General features: G+C 63.5%; 16 protein-coding genes. 7 read left to right on the top strand and 9 right to left on the bottom strand.

Annotated elements, in window-relative coordinates:
* Positions 1-340 precede the first annotated feature (340 nt).
* Both Q5H89_RS05600 and Q5H89_RS05595 read left to right on the top strand, forming a co-directional pair.
* Positions 341-754, top strand: coding sequence for a hypothetical protein (locus Q5H89_RS05600; protein WP_305018318.1), 414 nt, complete (start codon positions 341-343; stop codon positions 752-754).
* A gap of 138 nt (positions 755-892) precedes the next feature.
* The gene (locus Q5H89_RS05595) at positions 893-1675 is read left to right on the top strand and encodes a TIGR00266 family protein (protein WP_305018317.1); all 783 of its coding nucleotides are present in this window, start codon (positions 893-895) and stop codon (positions 1673-1675) included.
* 10 nt (positions 1676-1685) lie between these two features.
* On the opposite strand, the gene Q5H89_RS05590 is transcribed toward Q5H89_RS05595, so the two are convergent.
* Entirely contained in the window at positions 1686-1889 is a 204-nt protein-coding gene (locus Q5H89_RS05590; protein WP_305018316.1) for a hypothetical protein, read from the bottom strand.
* Positions 1890-2133: 244 nt separating this feature from the next.
* On the opposite strand from Q5H89_RS05590, the gene Q5H89_RS05585 reads away from it, so the two are divergent.
* Complete coding sequence (locus tag Q5H89_RS05585) at positions 2134-3045, top strand: histone deacetylase family protein (protein ID WP_305018315.1); 912 nt, start codon at positions 2134-2136, stop codon at positions 3043-3045.
* 69 nt (positions 3046-3114) lie between these two features.
* On the opposite strand, the gene Q5H89_RS05580 is transcribed toward Q5H89_RS05585, so the two are convergent.
* On the bottom strand, positions 3115-3378 hold the full coding sequence (locus Q5H89_RS05580) for a CsbD family protein (protein ID WP_305018314.1): 264 nt from the start codon (positions 3376-3378) through the stop codon (positions 3115-3117).
* Positions 3379-3481: 103 nt separating this feature from the next.
* Positions 3482-4099 (bottom strand): hypothetical protein, encoded by a 618-nt coding sequence (locus Q5H89_RS05575; protein ID WP_305018313.1) that lies wholly within the window; start codon positions 4097-4099, stop codon positions 3482-3484.
* A gap of 229 nt (positions 4100-4328) precedes the next feature.
* Here Q5H89_RS05575 and Q5H89_RS05570 point away from each other — a divergent pair, with 229 nt between their 5' ends.
* Positions 4329-5879: a hypothetical protein gene (locus tag Q5H89_RS05570; protein ID WP_305018312.1), complete on the top strand. Its 1551-nt coding sequence runs from the start codon at positions 4329-4331 to the stop codon at positions 5877-5879.
* Between the two features lie 8 nt (positions 5880-5887).
* Here the strand turns inward: Q5H89_RS05570 and Q5H89_RS05565 are convergent, their stop codons facing one another.
* Together Q5H89_RS05565 and rpoN are read right to left on the bottom strand one after the other, a co-directional pair.
* The gene (locus tag Q5H89_RS05565; protein WP_305018311.1) at positions 5888-6544 is read right to left on the bottom strand and encodes an NAD-dependent epimerase/dehydratase family protein; all 657 of its coding nucleotides are present in this window, start codon (positions 6542-6544) and stop codon (positions 5888-5890) included.
* 85 nt (positions 6545-6629) lie between these two features.
* Positions 6630-8249 carry an RNA polymerase factor sigma-54 gene (rpoN, locus tag Q5H89_RS05560; RefSeq protein WP_305018310.1) on the bottom strand — a complete coding sequence of 540 codons (1620 nt, stop codon included), beginning with the start codon at positions 8247-8249 and terminating at the stop codon, positions 6630-6632.
* Between the two features lie 171 nt (positions 8250-8420).
* Between rpoN and asnS the strand changes: the two genes are divergently transcribed.
* Together asnS and Q5H89_RS05550 are read left to right on the top strand one after the other, a co-directional pair.
* A complete protein-coding gene (gene asnS / locus Q5H89_RS05555) occupies positions 8421-9839 on the top strand; it encodes an asparagine--tRNA ligase (RefSeq protein WP_305018309.1) in 1419 nt (472 codons plus the stop codon).
* Positions 9840-9959: 120 nt separating this feature from the next.
* Entirely contained in the window at positions 9960-11597 is a 1638-nt protein-coding gene (locus tag Q5H89_RS05550) for an FAD-dependent oxidoreductase (RefSeq protein ID WP_305018308.1), read from the top strand.
* Between the two features lie 102 nt (positions 11598-11699).
* Here Q5H89_RS05550 and Q5H89_RS05545 read toward each other — a convergent pair whose 3' ends face one another.
* From Q5H89_RS05545 to Q5H89_RS05530, 4 genes are all read right to left on the bottom strand, one after another.
* Positions 11700-12632 carry a hypothetical protein gene (locus tag Q5H89_RS05545; RefSeq protein ID WP_305018307.1) on the bottom strand — a complete coding sequence of 311 codons (933 nt, stop codon included), beginning with the start codon at positions 12630-12632 and terminating at the stop codon, positions 11700-11702.
* A 187-nt stretch (positions 12633-12819) separates the two neighbouring features.
* On the bottom strand, positions 12820-13245 hold the full coding sequence (locus tag Q5H89_RS05540) for a hypothetical protein (RefSeq protein ID WP_305018306.1): 426 nt from the start codon (positions 13243-13245) through the stop codon (positions 12820-12822).
* Positions 13246-13439: 194 nt separating this feature from the next.
* Positions 13440-13877, bottom strand: a complete 438-nt coding sequence (locus tag Q5H89_RS05535) for a hypothetical protein (RefSeq protein WP_305018305.1) — start codon at positions 13875-13877, stop codon at positions 13440-13442.
* A gap of 83 nt (positions 13878-13960) precedes the next feature.
* Positions 13961-14362 (bottom strand): hypothetical protein, encoded by a 402-nt coding sequence (locus tag Q5H89_RS05530; RefSeq protein ID WP_305018304.1) that lies wholly within the window; start codon positions 14360-14362, stop codon positions 13961-13963.
* 211 nt (positions 14363-14573) lie between these two features.
* Between Q5H89_RS05530 and uvrA the strand changes: the two genes are divergently transcribed.
* Positions 14574-17681, top strand: coding sequence for an excinuclease ABC subunit UvrA (gene uvrA, locus Q5H89_RS05525; RefSeq protein WP_305018303.1), 3108 nt, complete (start codon positions 14574-14576; stop codon positions 17679-17681).
* Positions 17682-17790: the final 109 nt, after the last annotated feature.

Raw genomic sequence — 17790 nt, 5'->3', positions numbered from 1 at the left:
GGGGCATACTTCAACACGGGTGTGCTGCTGCGGGTAGCCGGGGGCTATTGCTTGCACAGGGCCGGTAGCCCGCCGCTGCCAGCGCCTGCCCGAAAGCCGGGGCAGACTATGCCCGGGCGCCGCTCGTAGCGAGCCCGCCAGGCGGCCGGCCTCGCCATTTGCCAGCCCGGCCAGCGGAGATGGGCATAGCCCAGGCCCTGCTGCCCAGGCGCTGGCCGGCCCACGCTGGCACAGCAACGTTAAACCCTAGGCTTGGGCCGCGCCGTATGCAGTATGGCGCGGCCTTTTGCTCGTCGGTGCGCGCTCCCGGCGCTGTTATTCTTATCAGTTCGTACTTCTCATGGCTAAAAAACCCACCAAACCCAAGCAAAAAGCTCCCGAACCGGAGAAGAAAGCCCGCGTGCACAAAGAGCTGGAGGGCTTTGAAATCGGCGTGAACCCGCTCGGGGAAATCACGTCCAACTACTCCATCGAAGAAATAAATAAGTTTTTGGGCCGCCACGTGCGCGACAAAAAAATAGTGCACCGCGAGGGCCAGTTTGGCGAAGAGGCGCAGGCCAAGAGCGCGGCCGAAGCCGCCCGGCTAGCCCGCGAAGACGCCGAAAACTTCCCCGTAGCCGATGGCCAGGAGGAAGAGCCCGAAGAAACCGACGAGGACTTTATGAAGCGCACCAGCCGCGAGGCCAAGCGCAAAAAAAGCGTGGGCAACGAGGCCGACGAAGCCGCCGAAACCCGCCGCGAGCTGCCCGAGTAGCCCCGGCGCCCGCCCCGCGGCCGGCGGCAAACAGGGCGGGCGCGGTGCCTGCAAGCCGGTTTCCGGCGGGCCTGTGGGCCGGGCGGGCGTAAAAGGGGCTGGCGCTACATTTGCGCCTCACCCCAGCCCATTTTGCCCGTGCGCTCCCACGACGTTGACTACCGTATTCTCGGCTCCGACATTCAGGTGCTCGAAATAGAACTGGACCCCCAGGAAACCGTGATTGCCGAAGCCGGCGCCATGGTGTACATGGACGAGGCCATTGCGTTTGAAACCAAGATGGGCGACGGCTCTGCGCCCGACCAGAGCATCCTGGGCAAGCTTTTCTCGGCGGGCACGCGCCTGATTACGGGCGAGAGCTTGTTTCTTACGCACTTCACGCACCGGGGCAGCTACGGTAAAAGCCGGGTGGCGTTTTCGGCGCCCTATCCCGGCACCATTATTCCCGTCGATTTGAGCACGCTGCCCCAGGGGCTGATTGTGCAGAAGGATGGCTTTCTGGCCGCCGCCCGGGGCACCCAAATCAGCCTGCACTTCAACCAGAAGCTGGGGGCCGGCCTGTTTGGCGGCGAGGGCTTTATTCTGCAAAAGCTTACCGGCGACGGCAAGGCCTTCGTGCACGCCGGCGGCACCATCATCGAAAAGCGGCTGAATAATGAGCTGCTGCGCGTAGATACCGGCTGCGTGGTGGCTTTTGAGCCGGGCATCGAGTTCAGCGTGGCCCGCGCGGGCGGCCTCAAGTCGATGATATTTGGGGGCGAGGGCCTGCTGCTAGCCACCCTGCGCGGCACCGGCCGCGTCTGGATTCAGTCGATGCCCGTTAAAAAACTCATTCAGGCGCTAGCCCCCTGGGGCGGCAATGCCCGCAAGGAAAGCGGCACCGCCCTCGGCGGCATCTTTGGCAGCCTGCTCGATGAGTAGCAGCCCGGGGCTACTTGCCGCCCCCCACCAGGTGGAAGGCTACCACCCCTAGCGTTACTACCAGCGCCACTACCAATACCCCTATCAAAACCAACGTTCGCCGGGTGGTAGCGCCGGCAGCTTCCAGCTGCTTGGCGCCGTTGAAGGAGGAGCGGCGGTAAGAATGGGAAGAAACGGAAGAGCGGCGGGAGGAGCTAATGTGCGGAGAGGCCATCGTAGCAACGGGGTAAGGCGCAGTAGGAGGGGAAGAGTTATAAAAAAGCAGAGTGAGAAGACAAAAGTACGGAGCCGGCTGCTTTATGGATTAGCAGGGCGGGCTAATTAACTAACTATTCGCTCACTATCGGGTTGAAAACGACGAACTAGGCCTGGCGCATCGCCGAACTAACGAAACACTTTGGCGGGGCCAGTCGTCTGCGTTTAATCTTATTTCTGGCGGCTGTGCCCGCCTGCCCTCGATGGAAATAGCGTTTGCCCCGAACTACTTGCTGGCTTTGCCGCCGGGCCACCGCTTTCCGATGCTGAAGTATGAGCTGCTGCCCGAGCAGCTGCTGCACGAGGGTACAACCACGGCCAGCGACTTCTTTGTTCCCACGCCGCCGCCGCTGGCCGAGGTACTGCGCACGCACGAAGCCGATTACGTGCGCCGCCTGCTGCACGGCCAGCTCACACGGGCCGAGGAGCGGGCCAGCGGCTTTCCGTGGAGCCCCGCCCTGGCCGAGCGCGAAATGACCCTGCTGGGCGGCACCATTGGCTGCGCGCAGCGGGCGCTGGCGAGCGGCGGCGTGGCCCTGAACATTGCCGGGGGCACGCACCACGCGTTTGCCGGCCGGCCCGAGGGCTTTTGCCTGCTCAACGACCAGGCCGTGGCGGCCAACTGGCTGCTGGCCCACGAGGCGGCCCGGGTGCGCCAGGTTCTTATCATCGACCTCGATGTGCACCAGGGCAATGGCACGGCCGCCATTTTCCGAAACGAGCCGCGCGTGTTCACGTTTTCGATGCACGGGGCGCGCAACTTCCCCGGCCGCAAGGAAGTTTCGGACCTCGACCTGGCCCTGCCCGATGGCCTCGGCGATGCCGAGTACCTGGCCCAGCTCGCCGAGGTGCTACCGCCGCTGCTCGACGAGCAGGTGCGCCCCGATTTTGTGTTTTACCTCAGCGGGGTCGATGTGCTGGCTACCGATAAGCTGGGCCACCTGGCCCTGAGCCGCGAAGGCTGCCGCCGCCGCGATGAGCTGGTGCTAGGGGCCTGCCACCAGCGCGGCCTGCCGGTGGTGGTGTGCATGGGCGGCGGCTACTCCGAAAAAATTGCCGACATCGTGGAGGCCCACGCCAACACCTACCGCGTGGCCGCCGGCCTCTGGCCCTAAACGCAAAAAGCCCCGCGCCGGAAGGGGCGCGGGGCGTACACGGCTAGGGCAAAGAAGCCCGCCCTGGCCTTAGTGGTTCTGGTTCGAGGGGCGGTTGGGGTCGTTGTCCGTGCCGCTGAACGTTTTGGAGAACCAGTCTTTGATTTCGTCGATGGCGTGGCCGGTCTTCTGCTGAAGGTTGCCAAACCACTCGTCCTGCTTGCCTTCATCGTAGGTCAGGTCGTCGTCGGTAAGCTGGCCCCACTTCTGCTTGGCAGCACCTTTGATTTCGTTCCAGTTGCCACGGGCGCGCAGCTCCGTGTTGTCGTTTACGCTATTGTTGTTAACGTCCATGATTGAAAAGGTGAAGGTGGGATTGTGGAGCTTATACGGCGGCGGGCAGCGCAGGGTTAGAGGTTGGGGTAGGCTGCCGAATAAAAATGCGTAGCCTTGGCTATCATCTGGTTATCAGGCCTATGATTAGCAGTGCCAGCCCAATTGCGAGCATTATCGAACCGGCTACAATAAAAAACGAGCCGAAAATGGCTCCTATTAAATTAGTGCTGATGCTGATGCCGACGAGCAGGGCCAGCAGCCCGCCCACCATGAGCGTAATGCCCGTGCCCAGCGAGCTGAATGCGCCCATGCCGCCGCCCAAAATGGCCGTATTGCGCGGGGCGCGGGGTGCGGCCGCCAGCTTAGCCAGGCGCTTGGTTGCGATTTTAACGGCCAGGGAGGGCGCCCAGGCCGGCCGGGCGCCGCTTACGCGCCTGGCTGCGGCGGGCCGGAGCCGCCGGGCTGGGCGCCGGGCGGGCGCCTGGGCGGGCTGGCCTTTGGCAGCCGGCAGCGAATCGGGGCCGGCGTCGGCCCGGGGCGCAGCGGGCACGGAGGGCGCCGCCCGCTCGGCGTCCAGGTAGGCGCGGGGGCCGGGGCTGAACACATACGCGGCCCGGCTGCACGACGGCAGCAGCGCCAACACCAGGCCCGCCAGCCACACCGCCCTAACGGCCGGCCCGGCGCTGCCGCAAAAGCAATGACCAAATAATACAGCGAGCCGATGTAGAAAAGGAGCCATGAGCCTAGGGCGTTTGAAAGTAGAAAGGGCCCGAAGCTACCGGCTGCCCCTAGCCCCCAAAAGATGACTTTAGGTTTTAGCAGACCGCAGGCACGGGCGCCGGTATAAGGCAAGTTGCTTTATAGTAATGAGTTAATCGCGCAGGTAAAGGACTTTAGAAAGGCTCTGGTAGTAGATGAAGGCGGGGCCCGTAGCTTTAAGCGCTGAGAACTTGTTTTACGCCCTTTTCATGGACGACCTGCGCCTGACGCTCCAAACCCTGGCCCCCGACGACCGCCGCGACCTCGCCCAGTTTATGCAGTGGCAGCGCCGCCGCGCCACCGGCCGCCAGGATGTGCGCCTGCTCGAGCTACTGCTGCACCCCAAGGAGTACGATTCGGAAGTGCTCATCAAAAAGCTCTACCCTGAGGAAGCTAACCCCGTGGCCTACTATGCGTTGCGCAAGCGCCTGCTGCGGCAGCTTACCGATTTTCTGCTTTTGCGCCAGCGCCAGCACGATGCCACGGCCGCCACGCCGGTGCGCGGCCACCTCACGCTAGCCCAGTATCTGTTCGATGCCGGCGTGCCGCGCCTGGCCTGGAATATGCTGCGCAAAGCCGAAAAGCTAGCCCTCGACAACGAGCAGTACGAGCCCCTGAATGCCGTCTACAACGTGCAGATTCAGTATGCCCACTCGCCCCACGCCGAGCCGCTGGCCGCCATCATCGAGCGCCGCCACCGCAACAAAAAAGCCGCCGACGAAGAGGAGCGCGCCGGCATTGCCGATGCGCTGCTGCGCCAGCGCCTGCGCCAGGCCCGCCTGCACGGCCGCGGCGCCGTGCCGGTCGATGAGCTGGTGCGCAACGTGCTGCAAGAGTACGACTTGCAGGAAGCCTTTGCCCGCTCGCCCTCGCTGCTCACGCGCCTGCTCAGCATTGCGCGCCACGCCATGCTGGTGCGCGGCGACTTTGCCAATTTTGCGCCCTTCATCGAGCGCTGCTACCGCCTCATGGAGCGCCGCCACGGCTTTGCGCCGGCCCACCGCGGCCACCAGCTGCGGCTGCTCTATATGCTGGCCCATGCCCTGTACCGCGCCCGGCGCTTCGCCGAGTCGGTGGCGTACCTGGAGCAGGGGCTGGCCGTGCTGGCCGCCGCGCCGGGCCGGCAGTTTGCCGAGGTGGGGCCGCGCTTCACGTTTTTGCTGGCCGCCAACTACGCGTTTTTGAATCGCAACCGCGACAGCATCAAGCTCTTGGAAGAAGTGTTGGCTGCCAAGCCTGCGCTGCTGCCCGCCGACCAGCTCACGGCGCGCCTGCAGCTCACGTTCCATTATTTTGCCGAAGGCAAGTTTGCCAAGGCTAGCCACACGCTCATCAGCCTCGACCGCACCGACCACTGGCTGGAGCAGAACATGGGCCTGGAGTGGCTGCTGAACCACAACATCGGCGAGCTGCTCATTCAGCTGGAGCTGGGCAACCCTGACGTGGCGCTGGTGCGCCTGCGGGCCATTGAGCGGCGCCTGCACGAGCAGTTTCCGGCCACCGAAGCCACGGCCGACGCGCCCGCCGTGCCGCTGGGTGGCCCCTACCACGCCGTGGTGCGCTACCTCGAACTGGTGCACGAAATCATCAACGACCCGGCCGTGGCTACCACGCCCGCCTTCGCCCAGCGCGTGGCCACCATGCCGGCTTTCCTGAACCAGGAGAAGGAGGACTTGCAGATAATCAGCTTCTTTGCCTGGCTGCGGGCGCGGGTGCTGGGCCGGCCCTACTACGAGGTGCTGCTGCAAGTGGCGCGCTAGGGGTGGGGCTAGCCCGCGGCCAGCGCTACAAGGTCGCGTACTTCCAGCACGGGCTGGGGGGCGCCGCGCCCGGCGGCGTGCAGCATGGCTAGCCCCACCTCGCGCAGGGTGCAGGCTGCGCCCGGAAAAAGCCGGCGCAGACCCGGCGCCAGCCAGCCAAAAAACTTGTAGTAAGGCTTAACGTGCTGCTGCCCCTCAACGGGCTCCATAAACGCGGGCCGAAACATATAGGCCGCCCGAAACGGCAGCGCCAGCAGGTCGTTTTCGGTGCGGCCCTTCACCCGCGCCCACATCAGGCGGCTGTTGGCACTAGTGCCAGCGCCCGACACGTACACGAAGGCCGCCCCCGGGCACACGCGGGCCAGCGTGCGGGCAAAAGCCAGGGTCAGGTCGTGCGTGATGCGGGTGTACTCGGCCTCCTTCATACCCGCCGAAGAGATACCTGCGCAGAAAAAGCAGGCCGTGTAGCCCACTAGCTCTTTTTCTACGGCCGACAGGTCGGCCAGGTCGGGCACCAGCAGCTCGCGCAGCTTGGGGTGCGCGTGCCCGCTAGGCCGCCGGCTAATGGAAAGCACTGCCTCCACCCCGGGCTGGGCCAGGCAGGTGAGGAGTACGCCTTCGCCCACCATGCCGGTAGCGCCGGTGAGGATAATTCGCTGAGCCATAATTGAAAGACAGCTAAAAAATAAAAAAACCGCTGCCCAGCCAGACGGTGAACAGCGGTTTTTATTTTAATGAGGTAGCAGTTGGCTACAACTCCTTGCGGAGCCTGGCCACCGGAATATTGAGCTGCTCGCGGTACTTGGCCACCGTGCGGCGGGCAATGTTGTAGCCGCGGGCATTCAGCATTTTCTCCAGCTTGTCGTCGCTGAGCGGGTGGTCTTTTTTCTCGTTGCCGATGAGGTCGCGCAGAATGCTTTTCACCTCGCGGCTACTGGCGTCCTCGCCCGAGTCGGTGGCGATGCCCTCGGAGAAGAAGAACTTGAGCGGGTAAATGCCGTGCTCGGTCTGGATGCTCTTGGAGTTGGCCACGCGGCTTACCGTCGAGATATCCATGCCGATGGTTTGGGCAATGTCCTTGAGAATCATGGGCCGCAGCTTCGAGTCGTCGCCCGTGAGGAAGAACTCGCGCTGGCGCTCCACGATGGCCGACATCGTGCGCAGCAGCGTGTTCTGGCGCTGCCGGATGGCATCGATAAACCACTTGGCCGAGTCGAGCTTCTGCTTCACAAAGCTCACGGCCTCCTTCATTTTCTGGTCTTTCTTGGCGGCCTTGTCGTAGGTCTGGAGCATCTCGCGGTAGTCGCGGCTCACGCGCAACTCGGGGGCGTTGCGGGCGTTCAGGGTCAGGTTCAGCTCGCCGTTGTCGTTGGTGAGGATGAAATCGGGCATGAGGTACTGGGCGCCCCCGCCGCTGCCCTTGCCGCCGCTCACCGGGCCGCTGCCGCCGGGCTTGGGGTTCAGCCTCAGAATGACGGCCACGGCCTCCTTCAGCTCGTCGTCTTCCAGGTCGAGCTTTTGCTGAATGCGCTGGTAGTGCTTCTTGGTAAACTCGTCAAACGTCTCGGTCAGAATGCGTTCGGCATTTTGGGTAGCCTCGTCCTGGGGGCGGCGCTCTAGCTGCAAAAGCAGGCACTCGGGCAGGTCGCGGGCGGCAATGCCCGGCGGGTCGAACTGCTGCACCACGTGCAGCACGCTTTCGATATCGGCCTCGCTAGCCTCAATGTTCTGGCTGAAAGCCAGGTCGTTGGCAATGGCCGCCAGGTCGCGCCGGATGTACCCGTCGCTGTCAATCGAGCCGATGAGCTGCTCGCCGATGGCCTGGCCCAGCTCGTCGAGCTGCGCAAAGTGCAGCTGGTCGAGCAGCGAATCCTGCAGCGAGCCGCTGGTGTCGGCCAGGGGCATATCGCGCTCCTCCTCATCGCCGGGGCCGTCGCCCTGCATTTTGTAGCCCGCTATCTCGTCGTCGTTGACGTAGTCGCTGATGTCGATGTCGTGGTTGTCGTTGTCGATGCCCAGGGCCTCAACTTCGGCGGCGGGCTCGGGGCGCTCGTCGGCGTCGGCGTAGTCGTCGGGGCCGGCGCTGTCGTCGCTAGCCTCGCTGGGGCCGCTGAAGTCCTCGTCGAGGGTAGTATCGTCGCTGTCGAGCGCGTCGTTGGGGTCGTCGGCCTCGGGCGCGTCGTCGGCCTCGTTGTCGTCGCGGTCGTCGGCATCCTCGCTGTCACCTTCTTCCAGCGCCGGGTTCACCTCCATTTCCTCCTTGATGCGCGTTTCCAGCTCGGCCGTCGGAATCTGGAGCAGCTTGATAAACTGAATCTGCTGGGGCGAGAGGCGTTGCGAAAGAAGCTGTTTTAAATCAAGGCGTTGCATAAGGAAGAGCGGGAATGAAACGCGGAGGTTAGCAGTGAAGAATGAAATACAATACGCAGCCAGCGCGGGCTTGGACGTACCCTAGTACTGGCAATTTCCGGCTGGGGTTAGTCGGGGCTAGCCCGGCAGGGGCTTTACCTTTACGCCTTCAACTGCTTTTGCCCATTGTTTATGCCTGCCGACCAGCTCCGCCGTACCCGCATCCAAGACCTGCTGCAAAGTACCGACCTTAATCGCGAAGTTCTCGTCAAAGGCTGGGTGCGCACCCGCCGGGGCAACAAATACGTGCAGTTTATTGCCCTCAACGACGGCTCGGGACTAGCTACGCTGCAGGTAGTGGCCGATGCCGAAAAGTTTCCCGAAGAAAGCCTGAAGGAAATCACGACCGGCGCCTGCATTGCCGTGCGCGGCCAGCTGGTGGCTAGCCAGGGCAAAGGCCAGGCGGTAGAAGTGCAGGCTACCTCCATCGAGGTGCTCGGCACTTCTGACCCGGAAACGTATCCGATTCAGCGGCGGGGCGCCGACCAAAAGGGCATCTCACTCGAAGCCCTGCGCGAAATTGCCCACCTGCGCCCCCGCACCAACACGTTTGGGGCGGTGCTGCGCATCCGGCACGCGCTGGCGTTTGCCATTCATCAGTATTTCAACGACCACGGCTTCTACTACGTGCACACGCCCATCATCACGGGCTCCGATGCCGAGGGCGCGGGCCAGATGTTTCGGGTAACGACCCTGCCCCCCGAGCACCCGCCCCGCACTGAGGATGGCTCGGTCGATTTCAGCCAGGATTTCTTCGGCAAGCAAACCAACCTCACCGTATCGGGCCAGCTCGAAGGCGAGCTGGCCGCCCTGGCGCTGGGCAGCGTGTACACCTTCGGCCCCACCTTCCGGGCCGAAAACTCGAACACCGCCCGCCACCTAGCCGAGTTCTGGATGATAGAGCCCGAGGTGGCCTTCAACGACCTGGCCGACAACATGGACCTGGCCGAGGACTTCCTCCGGAGCCTGGTGAAGTATGCCCTGGAGCACTGCGCCGCCGACCTGCAATTTCTGAACGATACCTACGACAAGGAGCTGCTGGGCCGCCTCAAGTTTGTGACCGACAACGCATTCCAGCGCCTCACCTACACCGAGGCGGTGGAAATTCTGAAATCGGCCAAGAAGAAATTTGAGTTCCCGGTAGATTGGGGCACCGACTTGCAGAGCGAGCACGAGCGCTACCTCGTGGAGAAGCACTTCCGCAAGCCGGTTATCCTGACTAACTATCCCAAGGAAATCAAGGCCTTCTACATGAAGCTCGACGACGACGGCCGCACCGTGCGCGCCATGGACGTGCTGTTTCCCGGCATCGGCGAAATCATCGGCGGCTCGCAGCGCGAGGAAGACCTGGCGAAGCTACAAGCCCGCATGGCCGAAATGCACGTGCCCGAAGACGAGCTGTGGTGGTACCTCGACACGCGCCGCTTCGGCACAGCGCCGCACGCGGGCTTCGGCCTGGGCTTCGAGCGCCTGGTGCTGTTCGTGACGGGCATGACCAACATCCGCGACGTAATTCCCTTCCCGCGCTTCCCTAAAAACGCGGAGTTTTAGGACTGATTACGAAGTGACTACGGAAAAAAGCGACCTCAACAGGTCGCTTTTTTTGTGGTCCGCCCGCAGTAACTCATTGCCGACACTTGCCGTTCAGTCGGTACCCACACGTGCTTCGCTATGATTTCTGAACTCGACCTCACTGACGCCGCCAGCCTGCCCGAAGGCGCGCTGAAAACCTTTGGTACGCCTGATGACGGCCCGAAGGTATTGCTGACCCGGCAGCACGGGCAGGTGCACGCCTTTGCACCCAACTGCCCGCACTACGGCGCGCCGCTCGAAAAAGGTAAAGTAGTGAATGGCAAGCTTGTATGCCCCTGGCACCACGCCTGCTTCAGGGTCGAAAATGGCCAGCTGTGCGAGCCGCCGGCCCTCGACGACCTGCCCACCTTTGCCGTGCGCGAGGCCGGTGGCCGCATTCTGGTGCAGGTGCCCCCTAGCCCCCCCGCCAGCACCGACGACCCCAATGCCACGCCCACGGCCGAAGTCGGTGGCGAGCCGCCGGCCGCGGCCCACGCGGTAGTCGATACGCGCACGTTTGTGGTGGTGGGTGGCGGGGCCGCCGGTGAGTTTGCGGCCCAAACCCTGCGCCGCGAGGGCTTTACGGGCCGCGTACTACTCGTGTCGGCCGATGCGCACGCGCCCTACGACCGCACCAAACTCAGCAAAGCCTACCTGGCCGGCAAGGCCCAGCCGGCGGCGCTGCCGTTGCGCGAGCCCGACTTTTACGCGCGCCAAAATATTGAGCTGCTGCCTAATACCCGCGCCACGGGCCTCGACCTGGCTAGCCAGCAGCTCCTGCTCGAAGGCCAGCCGCCGCTGCGCTACGACCAGCTGCTGCTAGCCCCCGGCGGCACCCCCAGCCTGCTGCCCAGGCTACCCGGCCACGACTTGGCCGGTGTGCTGCCCCTGCGCACCCAGGCCGACGCCGACCACCTGCTGGCCGCCACACAGGATGCGAAGCAGGTCGTCATTATCGGCAGCAGCTTTATTGGCATGGAAGCCGCCGGCAGCCTTATCGGCGACACGCGCCGGGTGACGGTAATTGCCCAGGAAAAAGAGCCGTTCGCGCGCGTACTAGGCCCGGAAATCGGCGCCATGTTCCGCAAAATGCACGAGGAGAAGGGCGTAAAGTTTGAAACAGAAGCCGAGGCAACGGCTCTGCTAGGCCAGGATGGCCGCGTAACGGGCGTGCAGCTGAAAACCGGCCGGCTGCTGCCCGCCGAGGTGGTGGTGCTGGGCGTGGGCGTGCGCCCGGCCACCGAGTTTCTGCAAGCTGCCTTCCCGCTGGAAAAAGACGGCGGGCTAGCCGTCGACGCCTTTTTGCAGGCCGCTGACAGGGTGTATGCCGCCGGCGACATTGCCCGCTTTCCGCTGGCGGCCACCGGGCAGCCCGCCCGCATCGAGCACTGGCGCGTGGCCCAGCAGCACGGCCAGGTGGCGGCCCGCAACATGCTGGGCCAGCAGGTGAAGTTTGCGGCCGCGCCCTTTTTCTGGACGCAGCAGTATGGCAAAAGCCTGCGCTACGCCGGCCATGCCGAGCGTTGGGATATTATTATCTACCACGGCGATGTGAGCAAGCAGGATTTTCTGGCTTTTTACGTGCTCGATGAGCGCGTTATCGCCGTGGCGGGCATGAACCGCGACGCCGACATGATTTACCTCGCCGAGCTGCTGGGCCAAGGCCGGCTGCCCGCCCCGGCTAACCTCCACGAAGGCCAGAACTGGGCTGGCATGGTGGGTAACGGAGAAGTGTAAGGATATGATTTAGAGAATTTTAAATGATATATGCAAAAAAAGGCGCTGCTCCCGGCCGGGAGCAGCGCCTTTTTGATTTTAAGGAAGTTGGCAGCGCAAGGGCTAGCGGCGGCCCCGGCCACCGCCGTCGCCGCCCCGTTGGCCGCCCCCGCCACCGGGGTTGGTCGGCTGCCCGCCAAAGATGCCCCGGCCGCCGCCAGGGTTAGTTGGCTGGCCGCCCCCACCCGGAAAGCCGCCCCCGGGCCGGCCGCCCCCTCCAGGGTTGCCCCCGCCCGGAAAGCCGCCGCCGGGGTTGCCCGGAGTTGGCATACCGCCACCGGGCCGGCCCCCACCACCGGGGAAGCCCCCGCCGGGGTTACCACCGCCCCCACCGGGGTTGCCGCCCCCGCCACCGGGGTAGCCCCCGCCGGGCCTTCCTCCACCCGGAAAGCCCCCGCCGCCGGGGTTGCCACCACCGGGCCGGCCCCCACCCGGGTAGCCACCGCCCGGCAGGCCGCCACCGGGGCGGCCTCCGCCGGGGTAGCCCGGCGCGCCGGTATAGCCACCACGCCCGCCCCGGTCATGGTCGCGGTCGTAGCCACCCGGGCGGCCACCGTAGCCGCCGCGGTCGTAGCCATACACGCGGCCGGCGCCGTAGTCGTGGCCGTAGTAGCGGCCCCCGCCACCGTAGCCCCCGCCCCGGTACACGGTTACGTACTGTGGGTAGCGCTGGCGATAGGTATTGATGTAGAGCCAGGGCTGCGCGCCCACGTAGCTAACCGGCACCGGATGGAAATAGTACGGGTCGTAGCCGTCGAGGTAAGGCACCTGAATCCACTGCTGGCCATCGAAGACGATGTAGACGCCGTTGTAGATGTCGTAGTAGCCATCAATCTCCGGAATGTAGTAGTACTGTGTGCCTTGTGGCACAACCGGCCCCCAGGGTGGCAGGCCAATGTTGACACCCACACTCACCTGCGCTTGCGCGGCAGTGGGGGCAGCCAGCGCCAAGCCAGAGCCCAGCGCGAAAGCAAGAAAAGGGAGGCGGAATTTCATGATTGACAAGGAAAAGAAAGGAGATTGTCTGGCTAGCCTAAGTGCAAGTAGAGTGCCGGATTTTGGGTTTGGCGACGGAACAGCCCGCTTTACGTGCGAGCCCGGCAAATGTGCCGACCAATGCCCCGGCCGCGAAAAAGCCCCGCCTGCGAGACGGGGCTTCTTGCGCGGCGGCTAGCCGGGTAGGCTAGCGCACGCGCTCTACCACGCGGCCCCGGCGATTGACGCGCTCCACGATTACCGGGCGGCGCATTCTGCGCTCGCGCACCACCACCGGACGGTAGTAGCGGGCGTGGTGGTCGCGGTACTGTAGCCAGGGTTGGCGGCCGCGGTAATCTACCACCACCGGGTGGAAGTTGGCAGTATTGTAGCCCGGCACCGAAGCCATGGGCAGCCAGCGGCCATTGCGCTGCACAATGTAGTTGCGGGCGGCCAGGTCGTAGTAGCCGTCAATTTCGGGCACGTAGTAGTACTGGGCGCCGGCCGGCACCGCCGGGCCCCAGGCCGGGTGGCCAAACTGAGCGTTGATGCTCACTTGCGCATGGGCAGCGGGGCTAGCCAGCGCGGCAAAAGCACCCAATACAAAAGCGAAAAGCTGCGGGCGGTAGTTCATGGTTGAAAAGAGGAAAAGGGTTGAACAGAATACTCTCCCTAAAACAAAACAGGTGCCTGAAAACCGGAGCATTCGATAAGTCCGGCCGTTTTGCAGACTAAAGCCGCAAGTATGCCGACTGGCCCGGCTAGCCCCCGCTACCAAAAAAAGCGCCCTTGCGAGCGCTTTCTGAATGGTTCGGGTTGGCCGGGGGCCTAGTCGCGGTCGTGGCCTTTGCCGTGGCCCCGCCCACGGTCGTGGTCGTCGCGGTCGCGGCCATCGCGGTAGCCATCACGATACATTTTTTTGGCCTGGCCGGGAGGAATGCCGTGGGGGTTGCCGCCGCGGTTATACGTCCAGGGCTCGGCGCCGCGGTAGTCGATATACTGCGGGTGAAAATTGCGCGCGTCGTAGCCTTCCAGGCGCTCGTAGCGGTTCCATTTGCCGTTGCGCTGCACGATGTAGCGGCGGGCCGGCACGTCGTAGTAGGCATTGGCCTCCGGAATGTAGTAGTACTGCGCGTTGGCCGGCGCACCCACTACCACCGGCGGCGCCGTGTTGATGCTGACATTGAGCTGGGCATGGGCCGGGGTAGCGGCAAAGCCTAATACCCCCAGGGTACCCAGCGTGGCCATTTTTTGAAGCAGGTTCATGTGAAAAAGGATAAGGTGAATCTTTCCTTTGGCAAGGACGGTGCCAAGTGCCAGCCGGAACAGGCCAGCTTATACGCAGCTACTTAACTTTTGGCTTTGCGCAATAAGTACCGGGTAGTGGAAACGTTCTTATCCGCGGCCAGCGGGGTGGTGGCTACCTGAATAAGCTCCCAGCCCGCCGCCGATAAGTCGCCCAAGCTTTGGGTAACCACCTCTTCGTTGTGGCGCAGCTGGTCCAGAATAGTAGCCGACGAAAACGCCCCTACTGCGTCGAGCTGAAGCTCGGTGTGGCCATTGAAGGCCGGCGTAAACAGCAGCTTCGCCATGTTTCTGGTCGGAGATTCTATCGCCGTAACCGTTAGAAAATCATAGGCTTGGCCGCGGGTGGAGGCTAGCAGCTGCGCGGCGGCCAGCTGGCTGCTCAGGGCCAGGGCCAGGCTCATGCCCAGCGCACGCCACGAAGGAAGGGAGGGAAGAAGGCGCATAAGCGGAGCTTAAAAGCGAAAAAAGTGAGTAGGCCGGCACGCGGGCCAAACCAGGCTGAGCCCCCGGCAAATACCGTGCAACGGCACCAAACCCGCCGCTTGCTTGTTACTGGCAGTCGCCCCTAGCCAGCCGCCCGGCAGAAAAGTCCGCTTTTTCGCCACCCCCGGCCGGCCATTCCCGTACCTTTGCTCGTTCCTCCGATTTGCCCGCATGGCTAAAAAAACGGCTACCGCTCCCGTTGCTTCCGCTCCGAAACCACCCAAGGCCGCGCCTAAAAAAGCGGCCAAAGCTGCTGCCCCGGCGGCCGAGCTATTGACCGACGCTCCGGCGGCTGCCCTGGCCGAAGTAGCTGAGCAGCAAGCCCCCGACGCGCAGCACAATCTGCCCGTGGGCCGCCAGCCCGCGCCCGCCGGGCTGGCCGTGGCCCAGGCCCACCAAACGCCCGCTAGCCTGCCGCCCCCCGCCGAGGGCCCCCTGCTAGGGGCCGCCGCCGAGGCGCCCTACATTGAGGTGTACGGCGCCCGCGAGCACAACCTCAAAAACGTTAGTGTCAAAATTCCGCGTGGTAAGCTGGTGGTTTTCACCGGCATATCGGGCTCGGGCAAGTCGTCGCTCGCCTTCGATACCATCTATGCCGAGGGGCAGCGGCGGTACATGGAGACGTTTTCGGCCTACGCCCGCTCGTTTATGGGCGGGCTGGAGCGGCCCAACGTGGACAAGATTGAGGGACTGTCGCCGGTAATCTCGATTGAGCAGAAAACCACCTCGCGCAACCCGCGCTCGACGGTGGGCACCATCACCGAGATTTACGACTTCCTGCGCCTGCTGTACGCCCGCACCGCCGAGGCCTACAGCTACGCCACGGGCAAGAAGATGATTCGGCAGAGCGACGACCAGATTATCAACTACATCCTGCGGCACTTCGATGGCAAAAAGCTCATTGTGCTGGCGCCCGTGGTGAAGGGCCGTAAGGGCCACTACCGCGAAGACTTTCAGAAGATTGCCAAGCTGGGTTTCACCAAGGTGCGCGTCGATGGCGAGCTACTCGACATCACGCCCAAGATGCAGGTCGACCGCTACAAGATTCACGATATCGAAATCGTAATTGACCGCCTCGTGGTGAAGGAGGAGGACCGCTTCCGCCTCTCCGGCTCGGTGCAGAATGCCATGACCCACGGCAAAGGCACCCTGCTGGTGCTCGACCCCGACGCCAAGGGCGAGAAAGGCAAGCCGCAGTTTTTCTCGCGCTTCCTCATGGACCCCGAAACGGGCATTGCCTACGACGACCCGGCGCCTAACACGTTCAGCTTCAACTCGCCCTACGGCGCGTGCCCGCACTGCGCCGGCATGGGCGAGGTGCAGCAGATAACCGAAGAAACCGTGATACCCGACCCCAAGCTGACCATCAGCCGCGGGGCCATCGCGCCGCTCGGGGAGTACCGCGACATCTGGATTTTTCAGCAGCTTCAGCTCATTCTCAAAAAGCACAAGGCTAGCCTCAACACGCCCGTCGAGAAGCTGGACCCCGAGCTGCTCAAGCGCCTGCTGCACGGCATCACGCAGGACGACGCCGACGATACCAAAGCCCTTTATACCGAGCCGTTTGAGGGCATTATTCCCTTCCTGCGCCGCCAGATGGAGTCCGATTCGGATTCCATTCGCGACTGGATTCAGCAATACACCCAGGCCCAGACCTGCCCCGTGTGCGAGGGCTACCGCCTCAAAAAGGAAAGCCTGCACTTCAAGCTGGCCGACAAGCACATCGGTGAGCTTTCGGTGATGGATATCAACGAGTTGAGCAATTGGTTTGTGGACGTGGAAGGCCGCCTCAGCGACCGTCAGAACCTCATTGCCCGCGAGTTGCTTAAGGAAATCCGCAAGCGCATCGGCTTCCTGCTCGAAGTAGGCCTCGACTACCTGAGCCTGCACCGCTCGGTGCGCACGCTCAGCGGCGGCGAAAGCCAGCGCATCCGGCTAGCCACCCAGATTGGCACCCAGCTCGTGGGCGTGCTCTACATCATGGACGAGCCGAGTATCGGCCTGCATCAGCGGGATAACGAGCGTCTAATCAAGGCCTTGCAGCACCTGCGCGACATCGGTAACTCGGTGATTGTGGTGGAGCACGACAAGGACATGATTCTGCACGCCGACCACGTGCTCGACATTGGCCCCGGCGCGGGCATCCACGGCGGCCACATCGTGGCCGAGGGCACACCGGAAGCCATTTTCAACTCGGGCTCACTCACGTCGGATTACCTCAGCGGCAAGCGCAATATCGAATTGCGCAAAAAGAAGCGCGAGGGCGAAGGCAATTTCCTGGTGCTGAAAGGCGCCAAGGGCCATAACCTCAAGAATGTAACGGCCAAGTTTCCGCTCGGCAAGCTTATTGCCGTAACGGGCGTATCGGGCTCGGGCAAGTCGTCGCTTATTCACGACACGCTGTATCCGATTCTCAACAAGCATTTTTTCAACGCCCACCGCGAGCCGCTGGCCTACGGCAGCCTCGAAGGCCTGGAGCTGATTGATAAGGTGATTGAGGTCGACCAGTCGCCCATCGGCCGCACGCCGCGCTCTAACCCAGCTACTTACACAGGCGTGTTTACCGAAATCCGCCAGCTGTTTGCCGAGATGGCGGAGGCCAAAATCCGGGGCTACGGCCCGGGCCGCTTCTCGTTCAACGTGAAGGGCGGGCGCTGCGAAACCTGCGAAGGCGCCGGTATCCGCACCATCGAGATGAACTTCCTGCCCGACGTGCACGTGCCCTGCGAAACCTGCAAAGGCCGCCGCTACAACCGCGAAACCCTGGAGGTACGCTTCAAGGGCAAGAGTATCACCGACATACTGGACATGACGGTGGAAAAAGCGGTCGAGTTCTTCGAGTTTCAGCCGCGCATCCTGCGCAAAATCAAGACGCTGGCCGACGTTGGGCTAGGCTACCTCACGCTGGGCCAGCAGGCTACCACGCTCTCGGGCGGCGAGGCCCAGCGCGTGAAGCTTGCCACTGAGCTTAGCAAAAAGGACACCGGCAAAACCTTCTACATTCTCGACGAGCCCACTACCGGCCTGCACTTCGAGGACATTCGGCACCTGGCCGACGTACTGCACAAGCTCGCCGACAAGGGCAATACGGTGCTCATCATCGAGCACAACCTGGACCTCATCAAGGTGGCCGACCACGTCATCGACATCGGCCCCGAAGGCGGCGCGGGCGGCGGCACCATCGTGGCCCAGGGCACGCCCGAGCAGGTAGCCAAGAGCGGCAAGGGCCACACCAGCCGCTTCCTGGCCGAGGAGTTGAAAACGAGCGTGTACGCCTAGTGCCCGCGCATTTAGGATGCAAGCTGCCGTTGGCCGGCCGCTGCTAGCGCACGTAGGCTAGCGGCGGCCGACTGCCGGCAGCTTTGTTGGCGTATATGGCTCGTCCTGC

Source organism: Hymenobacter cheonanensis, from assembly GCF_030581075.1.
In the GTDB taxonomy this organism is placed as follows: domain Bacteria; phylum Bacteroidota; class Bacteroidia; order Cytophagales; family Hymenobacteraceae; genus Hymenobacter.
This window is presented reverse-complemented; position numbering and strand designations above follow the sequence as displayed.

What these genes read in the sequence shown, in the direction of transcription:
- Q5H89_RS05600 (WP_305018318.1), top strand. Translation starts at nt 341, where the DNA reads ATGGCTAAAAAACCCACCAAACCCAAGCAAAAAGCTCCCGAACCGGAG.
- Q5H89_RS05590 (WP_305018316.1), bottom strand. Translation starts at nt 1,889, where the DNA reads ATGGCCTCTCCGCACATTAGCTCCTCCCGCCGCTCTTCCGTTTCTTCC.
- Q5H89_RS05585 (WP_305018315.1), top strand. Translation starts at nt 2,134, where the DNA reads ATGGAAATAGCGTTTGCCCCGAACTACTTGCTGGCTTTGCCGCCGGGC.
- Q5H89_RS05580 (WP_305018314.1), bottom strand. Translation starts at nt 3,378, where the DNA reads ATGGACGTTAACAACAATAGCGTAAACGACAACACGGAGCTGCGCGCC.
- Q5H89_RS05575 (WP_305018313.1), bottom strand. Translation starts at nt 4,099, where the DNA reads ATGGCTCCTTTTCTACATCGGCTCGCTGTATTATTTGGTCATTGCTTT.
- Q5H89_RS05570 (WP_305018312.1), top strand. Translation starts at nt 4,329, where the DNA reads ATGGACGACCTGCGCCTGACGCTCCAAACCCTGGCCCCCGACGACCGC.
- Q5H89_RS05565 (WP_305018311.1), bottom strand. Translation starts at nt 6,544, where the DNA reads ATGGCTCAGCGAATTATCCTCACCGGCGCTACCGGCATGGTGGGCGAA.
- rpoN (WP_305018310.1), bottom strand. Translation starts at nt 8,249, where the DNA reads ATGCAACGCCTTGATTTAAAACAGCTTCTTTCGCAACGCCTCTCGCCC.
- asnS (WP_305018309.1), top strand. Translation starts at nt 8,421, where the DNA reads ATGCCTGCCGACCAGCTCCGCCGTACCCGCATCCAAGACCTGCTGCAA.
- Q5H89_RS05550 (WP_305018308.1), top strand. Translation starts at nt 9,960, where the DNA reads ATGATTTCTGAACTCGACCTCACTGACGCCGCCAGCCTGCCCGAAGGC.
- Q5H89_RS05545 (WP_305018307.1), bottom strand. Translation starts at nt 12,632, where the DNA reads ATGAAATTCCGCCTCCCTTTTCTTGCTTTCGCGCTGGGCTCTGGCTTG.
- Q5H89_RS05540 (WP_305018306.1), bottom strand. Translation starts at nt 13,245, where the DNA reads ATGAACTACCGCCCGCAGCTTTTCGCTTTTGTATTGGGTGCTTTTGCC.
- Q5H89_RS05535 (WP_305018305.1), bottom strand. Translation starts at nt 13,877, where the DNA reads ATGAACCTGCTTCAAAAAATGGCCACGCTGGGTACCCTGGGGGTATTA.
- Q5H89_RS05530 (WP_305018304.1), bottom strand. Translation starts at nt 14,362, where the DNA reads ATGCGCCTTCTTCCCTCCCTTCCTTCGTGGCGTGCGCTGGGCATGAGC.
- uvrA (WP_305018303.1), top strand. Translation starts at nt 14,574, where the DNA reads ATGGCTAAAAAAACGGCTACCGCTCCCGTTGCTTCCGCTCCGAAACCA.